The sequence below is a fragment of the Bacillus sp. TL12 genome, from assembly GCF_022625245.1.
In the GTDB taxonomy this organism is placed as follows: domain Bacteria; phylum Bacillota; class Bacilli; order Bacillales; family Bacillaceae_G; genus Bacillus_A.
The window spans coordinates 96,867-113,435 of record NZ_JAJJBY010000014.1; the positions used below are offsets into that span (position 1 = coordinate 96,867).

Genomic DNA, 16,569 nt, shown 5'->3' on the forward strand with positions numbered 1-16,569 from the left:
ATAAAAGAGAAGAGAACAAGTGTACTATAGGTTTTATATGAAATTCTTTTTGTTAAGCAGTTGCAGATTTCTTTTTCAATTCCGTTGTTTCACTTTTTGACTGCTCTGGTTTAGTGTAAGCCAAGAAGTAAGGGAGCGCTACGAATAGCATACCACCTACTAAGTTTCCAAAGAAAACAACAATGAAATTCGGTAAGTATTCCATCCAAGTTAGGTGACCTGCAAAAATGGCGGCTGGAATAACGAACATATTGGCAACAACGTGTTGAAAGCCAATTGCAACAAAAGTCATAATGGGGAACCAAATACCAATTACTTTTCCAGCAAACTCTTTGCTACCCAGACTGAGCCAAACTGCTAAGCAAACGAGCCAGTTACAACCAATAGCAGAAATAAATGCTTGCACAGGTGTATCATGTAGTTTTGCCTGAGCAATCGATACCGTTTTTTCCAAAAATTGTCCCTCTGTTAATCCGGCGATGTGGCCAAAAAAATAAGCGACAAATATAGCACCAATAAAATTACTAATTGTAACAATTAGTAAATTTTTTAATACTTTAGAGAAAGAGATTTTTTTTGAAAACCAAGCAATAGATACGGTCATCATATTACCAGTCACTAGTTCACCACCGGCAAGAATAACTAGAATTAGGCCGATAGGGAAAACGGCTGCTCCTAGAAAACTAGTAAAGGATCCCCAAGATTTTGGCATTGTTCCAATGACGTGAATATCAAGTAGATAACCAAGCGCTATGAAAGCGCCGCCAAAAAATCCTAAAATCAACATAGGCAATAGCGGCAAAAGTGCTTTTTTTTGACCGGAACTTGCGGCCAATTCAGTAATTTCTTGTGGTGCATAGGCAGACATAAACAATCCCTCCATATTTTGATACATTACTTCATTTCCACCTCATTGATGGTTAGATTGATAATTTCGGGGAACGAGCATAGTCCCTCGATTAAAAATTTTCTTTTCCCAGAACTTTAAGATGGGATTTTTTAGGAATATAAATAAAAAAGCACCAAAAATGATATTCATCTTTGTAAGCAAAAGTAAGAATTACTTAGAGTTGTTCTGTAGAATTTTTCATCAACAAGGAAAGATGAATAAAAAGTACAAGCATTGCATATCCTGTCGATAAATTTATGTTACATAATTTGAATAATTTTGTCAATTCATGGTAAAAGGTATGTGAATAGAAGTTAGTATGTTCTATAAAAAATGATAGGTATATGATTTTAATGTTTATATGTATATAACTATAAGAAGTCTATTGCTTTTATAAAATAATAAAAATGACTATTATACAAGTCTACACCATTAATAGAAAACGTACATGAGTTATAACATAACGAGTTTTAATACTCTAAAAATGTTATAAAAAGGAGAATGTAAAATATGAGTGAAAAATGTTCAAAACATGTACATTGTTCAGTTAAAGGTCAAACTCAAATTCCACTTAACGATGCAGATGCACCAGCTATCGTTAGACAAAATGCAAGGGTGAAAATCCCAGTTGTTTTGGCAGAAAGAATTGTCCAAATTGTCGTAGAAGCAAATATTGAACTTGAAGATGGAGCAGTAGAAATTAAACGAGTGTTAAAAGATGTATTTTTAACGCAATGTAAACTTGTACCAGTTGCGTTCGAAGATTTTAATGACACAGGATACCGTGAAGTAACGCAAGCAAAATTATTTGTAGAAGGCTATATTCGTAAAAATATCGAATATGCTACTAAGGATTGTCATGGACACGTTCGCTATCGAACTGCAAATGTCCCATTCTACGGTTTTGTAGACTTAACTGAAGATGATTTCCTAACTCCTCCACTTTTTGCTGCTGGCTCAGCAAACAGATCGCAATTCATTAATCCAAAAGACGGTGATTTACCTCGTTTGGACAAGTTTTTCTTTGAAAATACTACTTTTTATAATGAACAACCGTATTGTGAATTAATACGTGCAGACTTTTTCGAATTAGACTTCTCACCATGCCCTAAACATTTAGGTGAGGAATTTAAGGAAATTCGTGAAAAAATAGTATTAGATCTTACTTTGAAAGTTTTACAAGTTCAGCAAGTAAACGTTTAATAAAAAAAGACATCATCTTTCAATATGAAAGATGATGTCTTTTTTATTGTTATAAAACATATATAATGTTGAAACGGTTATGTATATTTTAAAAATACATACACTTTTCAATTCATCAGTTAGGAAGTGATTGGTGATGAGCAATCCGTGGATTAGTATTAAAGTGGCGGATGAACTTTTTTCTAAACATAAAAAAACTTTAAAGAGCAAGAAAAAACATAAATTGATTGAAGAAAATGTGAAAGAGGATCTAACGATAGAAGAGCATAAGAAAGCAGACAAATTGATTGAAGAGGGGATGAAAGAGGAAAAATTATCTGAAGAGCATAAGGAAGTAAATAAATCTCCAAATGAATTAAAAATAGGAAGTGCAGGACGTTCCATAACCGTGAAAAAAACGTTTTCTACTGATGCTGAAGTATCTAATTTTTTAAATCTACCTATTATTACTACCAATCCGTGGATTAGTAATAAAATGGAGGATAAACTTTTTACTAAACACAAAAAAATTCTAAAGAAAAAGGAAGCAGATAAATCGATTGAAGAGAGCATAGAAGGGGAGAAATCAGTGGAAGGGGACAAAGAAGCAGATAAATCGATTGAAGAGAGCGTAGAAGAGGAGAAATCAGCGGAAGGGGGTAAGGGAGCAGATAAACCGATTGAAGAGAGCGTAGAAGAGGATAGCTCAACGTTTGGGAGCCAGGAAGCAGATAAATCGATTGAAGAGAGCGTAGAAGAGGAGAAATCGGCGGAAGAGAAAAAGGAAGCGGATAACTCTGCCTCTGAATTGAAAAGTGGAAGTGCAGCACGTTCTATAATTGTAAAAACCCCATTTTCTACTGTTGCTGAAGTATCTGATTTTTTAAACCTACCTATTTTAAGTAGTAAAGATGAAGAAGTATTTATATTTCAAAATGAAACGGAGAAAATGCTTAATGAATTAGAGGCAAAGATGTTAGCTACAGTACATCATTATCATGAAGAGCCATATTGTTATTTCGTTTCTTCAAAGCTTTTTGAAAATAGGGTACTTTTAGAAGTTATAAATTTGGAAGATATAAGCGATTTTGGGGATAGTTATATAAAACAATCATTTTGGACTCCTATGCACAACATGGTATCAAAAGAGAAAAAAGATAGCCTATCTAATAATTATATAACGACGAGACTGCCGATAGAAATAGGAAAGTATAAAACTGAGATTGGTTTGAAAGAAAAAGTGATATTTCAAGAAAAAGTCACAGGAATTAAAGGGATTTCGCAGGAGGTTATTTTGACGGATAGTAAACTTTTTTCACCAGAAGCTAAAAATGTAAAGCAGAATCCTGTAACAGTTGAAAAAGGCATTTTACTTGTGGATGGTTATATTTTGCAGCGTATTGAGTATATCGTAGCATGCTCAAATGAGAAAAGTATGTCTCAAAAAAAAGTGTATCAGTTAATGCAAAACATGATCTTAGAGTTAGTCGTTCAAATATTACAAGAACAAGAAGTACAAATAGAAATTATATAGTCACTATTGCCATAGTGGATATAAAACATTTTTCTTGACTTTTTATATACAGGCAAGGAAAATGATGAAAAAGGAAGGAGGGGGATAATGGAAGAGTACGTATTGGATCTTTATAATGTATTATATACAACAGGGTGGCAAGATATTGTTTCATTTCTTGGGATTTTATTTTGTTTAAAAATTGTAATTGTATACATGGAAGAGCAAGGTATGTTCTATTCCTTCTCATCTCTGTCCGATTTAGAGCGGGAACCGTTGCTCAGCTATGCCAATATTAAACGGATGGAACTTCCGTTTATTACATTCTTTATGATTCGGTTTATAACAGCAATTGTGAAGAGAAAGGAAGCGGAAGAAGGAGATTGCGATCTGACTTGTAATGCAGCGTATTGTTAATAAGCTAAATACAAGGAGGAGAATAATATGTGGTTTCGATTTCTTATGATCGGTTTCTTTTCACTAACAGCAATCTCATTAATGGGATATCAAGTATCAGAGATTTATCAAGCGTATAGTGACATGTTTTTTAACAAAAATTAAACGAATTGCTATTTAAATAATAAAGCGATAAAATCCTTCTTAAGAAGTACGATTAGAAGGATTTTTTCTTTGTTTAACTTGACGGTGTCAAAGTATTGTCACATTTGCACTGTGAATAATATGTTAAAATAGTGAGGTTAACTATACATATGTAGAAGAGGAAAAGGGAGTGAACAATTTGACGGATCGATTAAATAATCAGAAGAGCTATGCTCCTATTGTGATAACGCTTTCTGTGATCGTCAATGCGATTATTTTATTTTTGTTTTTTGGACCTGTTGGGTACAAGGGAGAAGTACATTTTGATGTAACAATATTACCGATGTTAAATGCAATTTTTAACAGTTTTACATTTGTTTTTTTATTGGCAGCATTATTTTCTATTATTAAAAAGAATGTAAAGATGCACCGAGGTTTTATCCTTGCGGCATTTACAACAACATTGCTATTTTGTGTTTCCTATTTAACGTATCATTACTTGGCACCAGCGACGCATTTCGATGGAGAAGGGGTAATTAAATATGTGTACTTCATTATTTTAATTACGCATATTTTCCTTGCAGCGATTATCGTACCACTTGCATTATTCGCGCTTGTATATGGTTTTACAAATCAATTGACTCGTCACCGTAAGATTGTACGTTGGACGATGCCAATTTGGTTATATGTAAGCCTTTCAGGTGTTATCGTTTATTTAATGATTTCGCCGTATTATCAATAAAATGATCCTAGCCTTTTTGGCTAGGTTTTTTTTGTTAAGGCAAATATTTTTGTGAAAAGAAAAAAATATGTTATACAAAAGTATAGCAACTTTTATAGTGGAAGGATGGATAGGGAATTATGCAAAATTTTGTGTTTCGTAATCCGACAAAGCTTATTTTTGGCCAAGGACAATTAGAGCAATTAAAGACGGAGATCCCCCAGTATGGTAAAAAGGTTCTTCTCGTATATGGTGGGGGGAGTATTAAACGAAATGGTATATATGATAATGTAATCGCTATCTTAAAAGAAATTGATGCAGAAATTTTTGAGTTAACAGGTGTTGAACCAAACCCGCGTTTATCTACTGTAAACAAGGGGATTCAAATCTGCAAAGAAAACGATATTCAATTTATTTTAGCTGTCGGTGGTGGAAGTGTTATCGATTGTACGAAAGCAATTGCTGCCGGTAGTAAATACGATGGTGATGTATGGGATATTGTGACAAAGAAAGCATTTGCAAATGAAGCTTTACCATTTGGTACAGTACTAACTCTTGCAGCAACAGGTTCTGAGATGAATGCAGGTTCTGTTATTACAAATTGGGAAACGAATGAAAAGTATGGATGGGGTAGTCCTGTTACTTTCCCACAGTTTTCTATTTTAGATCCGACTCATACAGCTTCTGTTCCGCGAAACCAAACGATCTACGGTATGGTTGATATTATGTCGCATGTGTTAGAACAATACTTTCATCAAGGTATAAATACAGAACTGCAAGACCGTTACTGTGAATCTATTTTAAAAACGGTAATTGAAACAGCTCCAAAACTTTTAAATGATTTAGAAAGCTATGAGCACCGAGAAACGATTTTATATTGCGGGACAATGGCGCTAAATGGTATTTTAGCAATGGGCGTCCGCGGTGATTGGGCAACGCATAATATTGAGCACGCTGTTTCAGCTGTGTATGATATTCCGCACGGTGGTGGCTTAGCAATTTTATTCCCGAATTGGATGAAGCATGTTTTGGATGAAAATGTGGACCGTTTTAAACAATTTGCGGTGCGTGTATTTCATGTAGAAGCAGATGGAAAAACGGATAAGGAAATTGCCTTAGAAGGTATTGAAGCTTTGAGAGACTTTTGGACATCTATTGAAGCGCCATCCCGTTTAGCTGACTATGAAATTGGAGAAGAGAAAATTGGTGTAATGGCTGAAAAAGCGATGGTATATGGTGAATTCGGTCATTTTAAGAAATTAAATAAAGAAGATGTAATAGCGATTTATAGAGCCTCATTATAAAGAATAAAAGTAATTTAAAAAGCCTTCTTGATATGTATCAAGAAGGTTTTTTGAGCGTTATTGAATGTTTTGTGATTATATTTGAATGATCTTGGATGTTTTTGATTGATTTTTGGATTCAGTTTCATTATACTGTAATCAAAGAAGAGGTGAGTGATATGTTAACTCCTGAACGTCATCAGCTAATTTTACAGCTTGTGAAAGAGAGAAAAGTAGTAAAATTACAACAATTAATGGAAGAAACAGGAAGTTCAGAATCGACGATCCGTCGTGATTTAGCGCAATTAGAAAAAGAGCGTTTATTAAAAAGAGTACATGGCGGTGCTGCTATATTAACTGGAAAAGGTGAAGAGCCTACAATGGTTGAAAAATCAGCCAAAAACATTCAAGTGAAAAAGAAAATCGCTAAACATGCTGCGTCTTTTGTAGAAAAAGGTGATTGCGTTTATTTAGATGCAGGAAGTACAACATTTGAAATGATTCCGTATTTAATAGAGAAAGAAGTTACCGTTGTGACAAATGGGCTTATGCATATTGAAGCGCTAGTTGAAAATAATATTCGTGCTTATTTACTTGGCGGGATGATGAAGAGTCGAACAAAAGCATTAATTGGTGCAATGGCACAAGAAAGCATGCAGCAGTACCGGTTTGATAAGTGTTTCTTAGGGGCGAATGGTGTACATGAACAGCTAGGATATACAACACCTGACCCGGAAGAAGCGTTGCTGAAAAAAATGGCGTTAACACTAGCGAATGAAGGTTATTTTTTAATAGATGAAAGTAAATTTTCTGAAGTTGCATTTGCGAAAGTTGCAAGTATTGAAGAAGCGACAATTATTACAAATACATTAGAAGAAGAGCAAGAAGAATATAAACGAAAAACAAATGTAATTGAGGTTGATAAACGATGATTTATACAGTTACTTTAAATCCATCGATTGATTATGTGGTTCAAGCAGAGAATTTTACGATTGGAACTGTCAATCGAGCGAAAGAAGATATGAAATTTCCAGGTGGGAAAGGGATTAATGTATCCCGTGTGCTTCATCGGCTTGGAAGAGAGAATACAGCACTTGGTTTTATAGGTGGATTTACAGGTGGATTTATTGAAGATATTTTGAAGGGTGAAGGTGTTAAGACCGATTTTGTTCATGTAGATGGAGACTCGCGTATTAACGTAAAAATAAAAGGACATGAAGAAACAGAACTGAACGGGAAAGGACCGGTTATTACAGATGAACAAATGAGGCAGTTGCTGAAAAAAATGGAGAAGATGCAAGCTGGTGATTATCTTGTATTAGCCGGTAGTATTCCTGCATCGATTCCAAAAACATTTTATGAAACAATGGCTAGTTTTGGAGCAGAACGTCATATTCATATCATTGTTGATGCGAGTGGAAGTGCACTTCAGCATGTAATTCAAAATAAACCATTTTTAATAAAACCGAATCATCATGAACTTGGAGAATTATTTGCAGAAAAGCTTTCTACAGTAGAAGAAATTATTCCATATGGCAGAAAGTTAATTGAACAAGGTGTGCAGAATGTAATTGTTTCTATGGCAGGAGATGGAGCTTTGCTATTTACTAATGAAGGAGTATACGAGGCAACTGTGCCAAACGGAACGGTTATCAACTCTGTTGGAGCGGGAGATTCTCTTGTTGCAGGTTTTGTAGGGATATATGAAAAAACAAAAGATGTTGAAGAAGCATTTCGTTATGGGGTAGCAACAGGAAGTGCGACAGCTTTTTCAGCTGATTTATGTACGAAAGATAAAGTAGAGGAATTATTATCGCAAGTAATGATTACAAAGCGGTAGGGGGAACAGAATATGAAAATTACAGAGCTTTTAAAAAGGGATACAGTTATCATGGATTTGACAGCTTCAGCAAAAGAAGCTGTCATCGATGAATTAGTAGAGAAATTAGAAAAGGCAGGAAGGTTAAATAACCAAGCGGAATTTAAAGAGGCTATTTTAAAGCGTGAAATGCAAAGTACAACTGGAATTGGCGAAGGAATTGCTATTCCACATGCAAAAACAAAAGCGGTTAAACAACCAGCTATTTGCTTTGGTCGTAGTGTAAGCGGTGTCAACTATGAATCGCTTGATGGGCAACCAGCTCATTTATTCTTTATGATTGCGGCGAGTGAAGGGGCGAACAATACGCACTTAGAAACGCTATCTCGTTTATCTACATTATTAATGGATGAAGGGTTTCGCAAACAACTATTAGAAGCAAAAAGTGAAGAGGAGCTTCTTCGTTTATTTGATGAAAAAGAAAATGAAAACGAACGAGAAGATGAAAATAGTGAAGTAGTAAAGCCTGAAGGAAATGAGCCATATGTATTAGCGGTAACCGCTTGTCCGACTGGTATCGCTCACACATATATGGCGGCGGATAGTTTGAAGGCTAAAGCCGCAGAGTTAGGAATTACGATTAAGGTGGAAACAAACGGATCTACTGGTGTGAAAAATGGTTTAACGAAAGAAGATATCGAGCGTGCAACAGCTATTATCGTTGCGGCAGATAAGCAAGTAGAAATGAATCGTTTCTCTGGAAAACACGTGATTCAAGTACCTGTTGCAGATGGTATCCGAAAGTCAGAACAACTTATTCAGCGTGCTATAAATCGAGATGCTCCCATTTTTAAAGGTGTAAAAGAAAGTGAAAAAGCAGAGGGAGCAGAGAAAGAAAAAGGATTTGGTATATATAAGCATTTAATGAATGGTGTTAGTAACATGCTACCTTTCGTTGTTGGTGGAGGTATTTTAATTGCACTGGCCTTTTTCTTCGGTGGAATTGATACGAAAGGTCCGATTGCAGAAACGTTAATGTCAATTGGAGGTAAAGGAGCATTTCAATTCCTTGTTCCGATATTAGCTGGATTTATTGCAAGTTCTATTGCGGATCGCCCAGGATTTATGCCTGGTATTGTCGGTGGATTTTTAGCGGCACAAGCAAATGCTGGATTTTTAGGTGGATTAATTGCTGGTTTCTTAGCTGGTTATATTGTACTTGGTTTAAAGAAAGTGTTGGCAGGTTTACCAGCGCAATTAGAAGGGATTAAACCCGTTTTATTATATCCAGTACTAGGTTTGTTACTTACAGGTGTATTAATGTTGAAAGTTGTAAACCCTCCTGTTGTCGCTTTAAATGAGGCGTTAACGAGTTGGTTAAATGGTTTAGGCGGTGCAAATGCTATATTATTAGGACTTATTTTAGGTGGCATGATGGCAGTTGATATGGGTGGTCCTATTAATAAAGCGGCATTTACATTTGGGATTGCTGCAATTGAGGCTGGAAACTTTGGTGTGCATTCAGCTGTTATGGCTGGTGGAATGGTACCACCACTTGCGATTGCTTTTGCAACTACATTTTTTAAATCAAAATTTACAGAAGCAGAGCGTAAATCAGGTATTACAAACTATATTATGGGAGCGTCATTTATTACAGAAGGAGCAATCCCATTTGCAGCAGCTGATCCAATCCGTGTAATTGTAAGTTGTGTTATCGGTTCGAGTCTTGCTGGGGCGTTATCAATGTTGTTTGGAATTACATTGCCAGCCCCGCACGGTGGAATATTTGTTATATTATTAGTGAATAAACCAGTTTTATATATTCTTTCTATATTAATAGGTTCTGTAGTATCAGCTCTTATGTTAGGAATATGGAAAAAGAAAAATTCATAAAAACTAAAAATGACAGCTGCCATACTAGGTAGATGTCATTTTTGGTTTTTAGCATACGTTATGTATGTGGTTTATTACATAAAATGACATAACGTAATGAAGAATTGTAATGTTTTGCTGTTTTTTTGTAACAAGATGGTAATACTGTTACTTTTATTGCAAAAAAACATATGTATTTGAAAGGGGAAAATGATAAAAGCTCTTAAAAATACGTATAGAACACTATTTTCTTTTATTCTACTTTATATTACAAAGCATTAATGGTTGATTACGAATCGTTTGTAATTGTGTGTTTTTCCTAATTCCGAAAAAAACTGTTGCTATAATGAGGACACGAAAACAAAGCGAATGGAGGCTATTCATGAAAAAATTAATTGGTATAGCAGCAGCAGCGGTTTTTGGTCTTGGGATTTTCACTACTTCTGCACAAGCAGAAACTGTTGTAACAACAGAGGTATTAAATGTACGCGAGAACCCAACTACTGAATCAAAAATTGTAGGGAAATTATTAAATGGTCATAAATTAGAGGTTACAAATACAGAAAACGGATGGTCACAAATCAAATTAAATGGTAAAGACGTGTTCGTAAGTGCAGAATTTACAAAAAACATCTATTATGTAACAGCAAACGTATTAAACGTACGTGCTGAAGCGAACACAAACTCAGAAATTCTTGGTACGCTTAAGAAAGACGATATGATTGAAACAACAAGCCAAGTACAAAATGAGTGGTTACAATTCGAATATAACGGGAAAACGGCTTACGTTCATGTTCCTTATTTAACAGGTACAGCACCTATTATTGAAAAACAAGAAACGCCTGCTCCTGCCAAAGCTGAAGCGCCTGCGAAAGCAGAGGCAAAAGCTCCAGCGGCACAAGAAAAACCAGCTGCTAAGCCAGCTACTCAAGTAAAAGCGGCAGAAACAAATGCTCCTTCTGGTGGTCGTGAACTAACAGTTGTAGCGACAGCATATACAGCTCATCCGAGCGAAAATGGTACATATGGCGGTCGTGTATTAACTGCAATGGGTCACGATCTAACAGCGAATCCAAACATGAAGATGATTGCTGTTGACCCGAAAGTGATTCCATTAGGATCAAAAGTATGGGTAGAAGGATATGGAGAAGCAATCGCTGGTGACACTGGCGGTGCAATTAAAGGTAACCGTATCGACGTTCTAGTTGGCTCTGACGCAGTTGCTAACAAATGGGGGCGTAAAACTGTTAAAGTGAAAGTTTTAAAATAATGTTATTGTTGCTAAAAAAATAAATCCAGTTTACAAACGTTGAGCGCTGGTTTTTCAGGCTGTTAGGAATTTCCTAACAGCCGTTTTTGTGATTTTAAAATGGATATACAGTTCGTCCTGTAATAATCTTATAAGCACTACAGAATTGAGTTTGTGCATATTGTTTAGTTGATTCGTCTAAAGTTTGGTAATTTAATAATGTATGAAAGGAACGTAGTAAGCAGTTTAAAGCGAAATATAATTCTTCTTGTGAGCAGTTCTTTTCTTTTACTGCTGTTGCTAAAATGAGTTCTTCTGTTAATGTTGAAAAATTAATAGCAGCTTGTCCGATTTTCATTATATCCTCTCCGATCTTATTTTTTATCATATATATGTCTCGTTGGACAAATTATGTCAATTTTATTTTACTGTTTGTGGGTGGCAAGGAACGCACCTCAAGATTCAGAGAGAGGCGTGAAATATAAAACCCTATAAAATGTTGATTATAGTTAGGAATGATAATCGGTGAGGGAAGGAAGATGTTCCTATTGATTATGGAATTGTCATTTTTATTTTTGAATTTCATTTACCGTATTGAAAGAACTTGCATTATGACTATCAAAATTGGTAAGATTGGATATAATGATCAGATGGATAAGATTACATAAAGAGAGTTGAAGTATATGGGAGAACTGCAACGTGAAAAAATTGCTGTCATCATCGGGCCGACTGCGGTAGGAAAGACGAAATTAAGCATTGATATTGCGAAAGCTTTAAATGGTGAAATCATTAGCGGAGACTCGATGCAAATTTATCGTACGATGGATATCGGGACAGCTAAGGTAACAAAAGAAGAAACGGAAGGGATTCCGCATTACATGATCGATATTAAAAATCCGGAAGATTCATTTTCTGTGGCGGAATTTCAAGAGCTTGTTCGAGGACATATTCGAGAGATTACAGAACGTGGAAAATTACCGATTATTGTTGGGGGTACCGGCCTTTATATACAAGCAGTTTTATATGACTATCAGTTTACAGATGAAGCTGGAGACCCTGTATATCGAGAGAAATTGGAAAAACTAGCGACAGAACATGGTGTAGAATATGTACATAAGAAACTGCAAGAGGTTGATCCAGAAAGTGCGAATCGAATACATGCAAATAATGTAAGACGTGTTATCCGTGCTTTGGAAATTTTTCATACGACAGGTCAGAAAATGAGTGATCAACTTGAAGGACAGGAAAATGAGTTGCTATATGATGTTTCATTAATTGGCTTGACGATGGATCGTGAAATGTTATATGATCGCATCAACTTGCGTGTCGATCTTATGGTCGAACAAGGTTTGTTGCAAGAGGTAAAGGCCTTGTATGAAAGTGGTATTCGGGATTGTCAATCGATCCAAGCAATTGGTTATAAAGAATTATATAGTTATTTTGAAGGTCGTGTTTCGCTGGAAGAAGCGATAGCTCAATTGAAAACAAATTCACGACGCTATGCAAAACGTCAATTAACATGGTTCCGTAATAAAATGGATGTCGCGTGGTTTGATGTGACCGAAGGCGAAAAAACAGCAGAAATTTTGCGGTACATAGAAGGAAAGCTATAATTAAAGTCGAATAATAAGTAAGTAGAGAAAAAGAGGAGGATTCGACATGAAGCAATCAATCAATATTCAAGATCAGTTTTTAAATCAACTCCGTAAAGAAAATACGTTTGTGACGCTGTACTTATTAAATGGTTTCCAGCTTCGTGGATTGATTAAAGGTTTTGATAACTTTACAGTTTTATTGGAAACAGAAGGTAAGCAACAGCTTATTTATAAACATGCTATTTCTACATTTGTTCCACAAAAAAATGTTTCAATTGAACTAGAGTAGCAAGGAAATGTACATAATAAAAAAGAGCGAGGGATTCGCTCTTTTTTTATTTATGTGCTTTTAAACATCCTCTAATGAATACGGAATATAGTGAGTCTAACAGTGGTATCACCTGTAGCGGGAATAGTGATTGTATTAGTAGTAGATTGAATAGCAATTGTAGTTCGTGCTTTTAAAGTTTCGATGCTTGAAAATGTAATTGAGCTCCCAATTGCGTTTGCTGAAAAGTTATCTGAAGGTATATTGCCATTAATGGAAATACCAAAGCCAAAGGGAGCTGATCCTGAAAATATTGTTGAAGCTGAAAAGTCAATGATATAAACACCATCTTCAAGGATTGTGATTGTATCTGTTGCATTGAAATGCATGTTATTTATGCTTGATGTAAGGTTAAACTGTATGTTTTGATTAGGTTCTATAACTTGTGGAAGTGTACTTTTTAGTACAGCTGTAGTTACCGGAAAGCTAAACCCCTGAAGTCCTCGCTCGCCTTGAGGTCCTCGCTCGCCTTGAGGTCCTCGCTCGCCCTGAGGTCCTTGTTCACCTTGAGGTCCTTGTTCGCCTTGAGGTCCTTGCTCGCCTTGAGGTCCTCGCTCGCCCTGAGGTCCTTGTTCGCCTTGAGGTCCTTGTTCGCCTTGAGGTCCTCGCTCGCCTTGAGGTCCTCGCTCGCCCTGAGGTCCTTGTTCACCTTGAGGTCCTTGTTCGCCTTGAGGTCCTTGTTCACCTTGAGGCCCTTGTTCTCCCTGAGGTCCTTGTTCGCCTTGAGGTCCACGTTCACCTTGAAGCCCTTGTTCTCCCTGAGGTCCACGTTCACCTTGAAGTCCTTGTTCGCCTTGAGGTCCTTGTTCACCTTGAAGCCCTTGTTCGCCTTGAAGCCCTTGCTCGCCTCGAGGTCCTTGTTCGCCTTGAGGTCCTTGTTCACCTTGAAGCCCTTGTTCTCCCTGAGGTCCACGTTCACCTTGAAGTCCTTGTTCGCCTTGAGGTCCTTGTTCGCCTTGAGGTCCTTGTTCGCCTTGAGGCCCTTGCTCGCCTCGAGGTCCTTGTTCGCCTTGAGGTCCTTGTTCGCCTTGAGGTCCTTGTTCGCCTTGAGGCCCTTGCTCGCCTCGAGGTCCTTGTTCGCCTTGAGGTCCTTGTTCGCCTTGAGGTCCTTGTTCACCTTGAAGCCCTTGTTCTCCCTGAGGTCCACGTTCACCTTGAAGTCCTTGTTCGCCTTGAGGTCCACGTTCGCCTTGAGGTCCTTGTTCGCCTTGAGGCCCTTGCTCGCCTCGAGGTCCTTGTTCGCCTTGAGGTCCTTGTTCGCCTTGAGGCCCTTGTTCACCTTGAAGCCCTTGTTCTCCCTGAGGTCCACGTTCGCCTTGAAGTCCTTGTTCGCCTTGAGGTCCTTGTTCGCCTTGAAGTCCTTGTTCGCCTTGAGGTCCAGTTTCGCCTTGAGGCCCTTGCCCACCCTGAGGTCCAGTTTCGCCTTGAGGTCCTTGTTCGCCTTGAGGTCCTTGTTCGCCTTGAGGTCCTTGTTCGCCTTGAGGCCCTTGCTCGCCTTGAGGTCCTTGTTCGCCTTGAGGCCCTTGCTCCCCCTGAGGTCCAGTTTCGCCTTGAGGTCCTTGTTCGCCTTGAGGTCCTTGCTCCCCCTGAGGTCCAGTTTCGCCTTGAGGTCCTTGCTCCCCCTGAGATCCACGTTCGCCTTGGAGCCCTTGTTCGCCTTGAAGTCCTTGTTCGCCTTGAGGTCCTTGTTCGCCTTGAAGTCCTTGTTCGCCTTGAAGCCCTTGCTCCCCCTGAGGTCCTTGTTCGCCTTGAGGCCCTTGCTCCCCCTGAGGTCCTTGTTCGCCTTGAGGCCCTTGCTCCCCCTGAGGTCCTTGTTCGCCCTGGGGTCCTTGTTCGCCTTGAGGCCCTTGCTCCCCCTGAGGTCCTTGTTCGCCTTGAGGCCCTTGCTCCCCCTGAGGTCCTTGTTCGCCCTGGGGTCCTTGTTCGCTCTGGGGTCCTTGTTCGCCTTGAGGCCCTTGCTCCCCCTGAGGTCCAGTTTCACCTTGAGGTCCACGCTCTCCCTGAGGCCCAATCATTCCAACTGGTGCAATTTGTAGTAAGGTAATTTGTAATTTCTTTATTTGTTCGATGATTTTTTGGGACACCTGATGATTAAGTCTAAATAACTTAGTGATGTATAGTGAAAAGTTGAGTAAGTTTTGTAATTCAATATAAGTTGCATTTGCTACAAAAGGTTCATTATCTAAAATCGTAATTGAATTTTCGACAATTGCAATGCCAGTTTCTCGTTGTGTAAGTGATAAGTTTAAACGTTCCAGTAATCCTTTTATTATTTCTAATAGGTTAGTGAGTTCTTTTTTATTAGAATGTGTTGGATTAGAAAATACAGTCGGAATAATATCGGTTAGATCGCTTAAGGTATCAGAAAAAAGATTCACGTATAATTCAGGGATAGGAGTATAATGAACAGCTGGAATACGGCGAGGTTGTGTTGGAAAATAAGGTTTTGAATTCTTTTTCGAATTATCGTTAGAGTGAGACATTAAAATGCTCCTTTCTAATGGAGATAGTTAAAAACCTACCATAGTAGATGCAAGTTAAATGTAAAAAGGAATAGGGAAACGGGCTGTTTATATAAAAATAGTAAAAACGCCTATTTAGGAGGCGTTTTCTTTTTGTTTCGCATATTGATAATACCTTTTTAAGGAAATTTTTGATTTAAAACCAACACGTTTTATAATTTCTTGTTCTGGGGTGTGTTGTTCAATTAATCGTAAAATAAAGGTATTTCGAAAATGTTGACTGGAAATTCCTTTGCGTAAATTTGCTCTAGCTACCTCAAGGCGAATCATTTTTTGGACTGCTATTTCTGTTAGTGCTTTTGGAGCATCATTTTCGTACACCCACCGATATGTATTACGATTGAAATCGAATGCTACAAACAATGGGTCATCACTATGGTATTTGGGGCGAACTGGCTCAGGAATTGTTTTATAATAATTATATAGTTGTTTTTTGTCTTCGTCAGTCAATTGAATGGTTCTTTCAACACCTGCTACTGCTGGAATGGAAATTGTATTCGTTTCAAAATGAACGTGATGCATATTTAATGATACAAGTTCTTGTAGGGATAAGCCGTAATCGATGAGTAAATTAACAATAGAGATATTACGATCCATTAGTAATGGACGGACAGGGCGTTGTTTCTCTGATAATCCCTCTAATGAGGTTAGAGTATGTTTTAAGCGTTTTTCATCATCTCTTGAAATGAAGTCCTCATCACGTAACGCACGATTAGGCTGGATGATGAGTTCCATGTCTTTTAATGGGTTTGGGAGATTTAAAAACTGGTATAGTCTGTTTAAGACAATAAATACACGGTGCATTGTTTTTTCAGAGTAATGTCGTTTCTTTTTTAAGTCGGAAAAATAATCTTCGTAGTCTTTTGTACAAAGTGTATCCCATATATTACTAGAGGAAAGTTTTTTGTTTTTTTCTAACCAATGCCCGAAATCTTCAATGTCATAGACATAACGTTTGATTGTTGAAGGTTTTCGGCCTTGATTTAATAAAAAAGAAGAAAAAGCTTGTACTGTATCATGAAGTTCCCGTGTTTCCATATTCCCACCACCCTGTTT

Annotated in this window: 16 protein-coding genes and 1 pseudogene; 11 read left to right on the plus strand and 6 right to left on the minus strand. The window is 37.4% G+C overall.

Translation table 11 applies throughout. From position 1 onward, the window contains the following. Positions 1-52: 52 nt before the first annotated feature. Positions 53-868 (minus strand): formate/nitrite transporter family protein, encoded by an 816-nt coding sequence (locus LOK41_RS15220; RefSeq protein WP_241817264.1) that lies wholly within the window; start codon positions 866-868, stop codon positions 53-55. 531 nt (positions 869-1,399) lie between these two features. Between LOK41_RS15220 and LOK41_RS15225 the strand changes: the two genes are divergently transcribed. From LOK41_RS15225 to LOK41_RS15265, 9 genes are all read left to right on the plus strand, one after another. Continuing rightward, entirely contained in the window at positions 1,400-2,092 is a 693-nt protein-coding gene (locus LOK41_RS15225) for a CsxC family protein (protein ID WP_241817265.1), read from the plus strand. 136 nt (positions 2,093-2,228) lie between these two features. Further along, positions 2,229-3,605 carry a BC_2427 family protein gene (locus LOK41_RS15230; RefSeq protein ID WP_241817266.1) on the plus strand — a complete coding sequence of 459 codons (1,377 nt, stop codon included), beginning with the start codon at positions 2,229-2,231 and terminating at the stop codon, positions 3,603-3,605. Positions 3,606-3,692: 87 nt separating this feature from the next. Then, positions 3,693-4,001 carry a hypothetical protein gene (locus LOK41_RS15235; protein ID WP_241817267.1) on the plus strand — a complete coding sequence of 103 codons (309 nt, stop codon included), beginning with the start codon at positions 3,693-3,695 and terminating at the stop codon, positions 3,999-4,001. A 322-nt stretch (positions 4,002-4,323) separates the two neighbouring features. Then, positions 4,324-4,866 (plus strand): DUF420 domain-containing protein, encoded by a 543-nt coding sequence (locus LOK41_RS15240; RefSeq protein ID WP_241817298.1) that lies wholly within the window; start codon positions 4,324-4,326, stop codon positions 4,864-4,866. Between the two features lie 119 nt (positions 4,867-4,985). Next, positions 4,986-6,149, plus strand: coding sequence for an iron-containing alcohol dehydrogenase (locus tag LOK41_RS15245; RefSeq protein ID WP_241817268.1), 1,164 nt, complete (start codon positions 4,986-4,988; stop codon positions 6,147-6,149). Positions 6,150-6,307: 158 nt separating this feature from the next. Then, the gene (locus LOK41_RS15250) at positions 6,308-7,060 is read left to right on the plus strand and encodes a DeoR/GlpR family DNA-binding transcription regulator (RefSeq protein WP_347269311.1); all 753 of its coding nucleotides are present in this window, start codon (positions 6,308-6,310) and stop codon (positions 7,058-7,060) included. Next, positions 7,057-7,968 carry a 1-phosphofructokinase gene (gene pfkB / locus LOK41_RS15255; RefSeq protein ID WP_241817270.1) on the plus strand — a complete coding sequence of 304 codons (912 nt, stop codon included), beginning with the start codon at positions 7,057-7,059 and terminating at the stop codon, positions 7,966-7,968. The genes LOK41_RS15250 and pfkB overlap by 4 nt, the downstream gene beginning before the upstream one ends. A gap of 12 nt (positions 7,969-7,980) precedes the next feature. Then, the gene (locus LOK41_RS15260) at positions 7,981-9,840 is read left to right on the plus strand and encodes a PTS fructose transporter subunit IIABC (RefSeq protein WP_241817271.1); all 1,860 of its coding nucleotides are present in this window, start codon (positions 7,981-7,983) and stop codon (positions 9,838-9,840) included. Between the two features lie 361 nt (positions 9,841-10,201). Next, positions 10,202-11,089 (plus strand): cell wall-binding protein EntA, encoded by an 888-nt coding sequence (locus tag LOK41_RS15265; protein ID WP_241817272.1) that lies wholly within the window; start codon positions 10,202-10,204, stop codon positions 11,087-11,089. A gap of 94 nt (positions 11,090-11,183) precedes the next feature. Here LOK41_RS15265 and LOK41_RS15270 read toward each other — a convergent pair whose 3' ends face one another. After that, complete coding sequence (locus LOK41_RS15270; protein WP_174102683.1) at positions 11,184-11,420, minus strand: hypothetical protein; 237 nt, start codon at positions 11,418-11,420, stop codon at positions 11,184-11,186. Positions 11,421-11,751: 331 nt separating this feature from the next. Between LOK41_RS15270 and miaA the strand changes: the two genes are divergently transcribed. Beyond that, a complete protein-coding gene (gene miaA, locus LOK41_RS15275) occupies positions 11,752-12,681 on the plus strand; it encodes a tRNA (adenosine(37)-N6)-dimethylallyltransferase MiaA (RefSeq protein ID WP_241817273.1) in 930 nt (309 codons plus the stop codon). Positions 12,682-12,727: 46 nt separating this feature from the next. Beyond that, positions 12,728-12,952, plus strand: a complete 225-nt coding sequence (hfq, locus tag LOK41_RS15280) for an RNA chaperone Hfq (protein WP_000813896.1) — start codon at positions 12,728-12,730, stop codon at positions 12,950-12,952. A gap of 71 nt (positions 12,953-13,023) precedes the next feature. Here the strand turns inward: hfq and LOK41_RS29305 are convergent, their stop codons facing one another. From LOK41_RS29305 to LOK41_RS15290, 4 genes and pseudogenes are all read right to left on the minus strand, one after another. Continuing rightward, positions 13,024-13,371, minus strand: coding sequence for a Gly-Xaa-Xaa repeat protein (locus LOK41_RS29305; protein ID WP_309232272.1), 348 nt, complete (start codon positions 13,369-13,371; stop codon positions 13,024-13,026). A 35-nt stretch (positions 13,372-13,406) separates the two neighbouring features. Beyond that, positions 13,407-14,984 carry a hypothetical protein gene (locus LOK41_RS29125; RefSeq protein ID WP_347269310.1) on the minus strand — a complete coding sequence of 526 codons (1,578 nt, stop codon included), beginning with the start codon at positions 14,982-14,984 and terminating at the stop codon, positions 13,407-13,409. 49 nt (positions 14,985-15,033) lie between these two features. Then, a pseudogene (locus LOK41_RS29130) lies at positions 15,034-15,474 on the minus strand (collagen-like repeat preface domain-containing protein); the annotation flags it as partial. Between the two features lie 114 nt (positions 15,475-15,588). Further along, positions 15,589-16,551 (minus strand): tyrosine-type recombinase/integrase, encoded by a 963-nt coding sequence (locus tag LOK41_RS15290; RefSeq protein ID WP_241817274.1) that lies wholly within the window; start codon positions 16,549-16,551, stop codon positions 15,589-15,591. Between the last annotated feature and the right edge of the window lie 18 nt (positions 16,552-16,569).

Coding starts and splice junctions, on each gene's coding strand:
- LOK41_RS15220 (WP_241817264.1), bottom strand. CDS start 868: ATGTCTGCCTATGCACCACAAGAAATTACTGAATTGGCCGCAAGTTCC.
- LOK41_RS15225 (WP_241817265.1), top strand. CDS start 1,400: ATGAGTGAAAAATGTTCAAAACATGTACATTGTTCAGTTAAAGGTCAA.
- LOK41_RS15230 (WP_241817266.1), top strand. CDS start 2,229: ATGAGCAATCCGTGGATTAGTATTAAAGTGGCGGATGAACTTTTTTCT.
- LOK41_RS15235 (WP_241817267.1), top strand. CDS start 3,693: ATGGAAGAGTACGTATTGGATCTTTATAATGTATTATATACAACAGGG.
- LOK41_RS15245 (WP_241817268.1), top strand. CDS start 4,986: ATGCAAAATTTTGTGTTTCGTAATCCGACAAAGCTTATTTTTGGCCAA.
- LOK41_RS15250 (WP_347269311.1), top strand. CDS start 6,308: ATGTTAACTCCTGAACGTCATCAGCTAATTTTACAGCTTGTGAAAGAG.
- pfkB (WP_241817270.1), top strand. CDS start 7,057: ATGATTTATACAGTTACTTTAAATCCATCGATTGATTATGTGGTTCAA.
- LOK41_RS15260 (WP_241817271.1), top strand. CDS start 7,981: ATGAAAATTACAGAGCTTTTAAAAAGGGATACAGTTATCATGGATTTG.
- LOK41_RS15265 (WP_241817272.1), top strand. CDS start 10,202: ATGAAAAAATTAATTGGTATAGCAGCAGCAGCGGTTTTTGGTCTTGGG.
- miaA (WP_241817273.1), top strand. CDS start 11,752: ATGGGAGAACTGCAACGTGAAAAAATTGCTGTCATCATCGGGCCGACT.
- hfq (WP_000813896.1), top strand. CDS start 12,728: ATGAAGCAATCAATCAATATTCAAGATCAGTTTTTAAATCAACTCCGT.
- LOK41_RS15290 (WP_241817274.1), bottom strand. CDS start 16,551: ATGGAAACACGGGAACTTCATGATACAGTACAAGCTTTTTCTTCTTTT.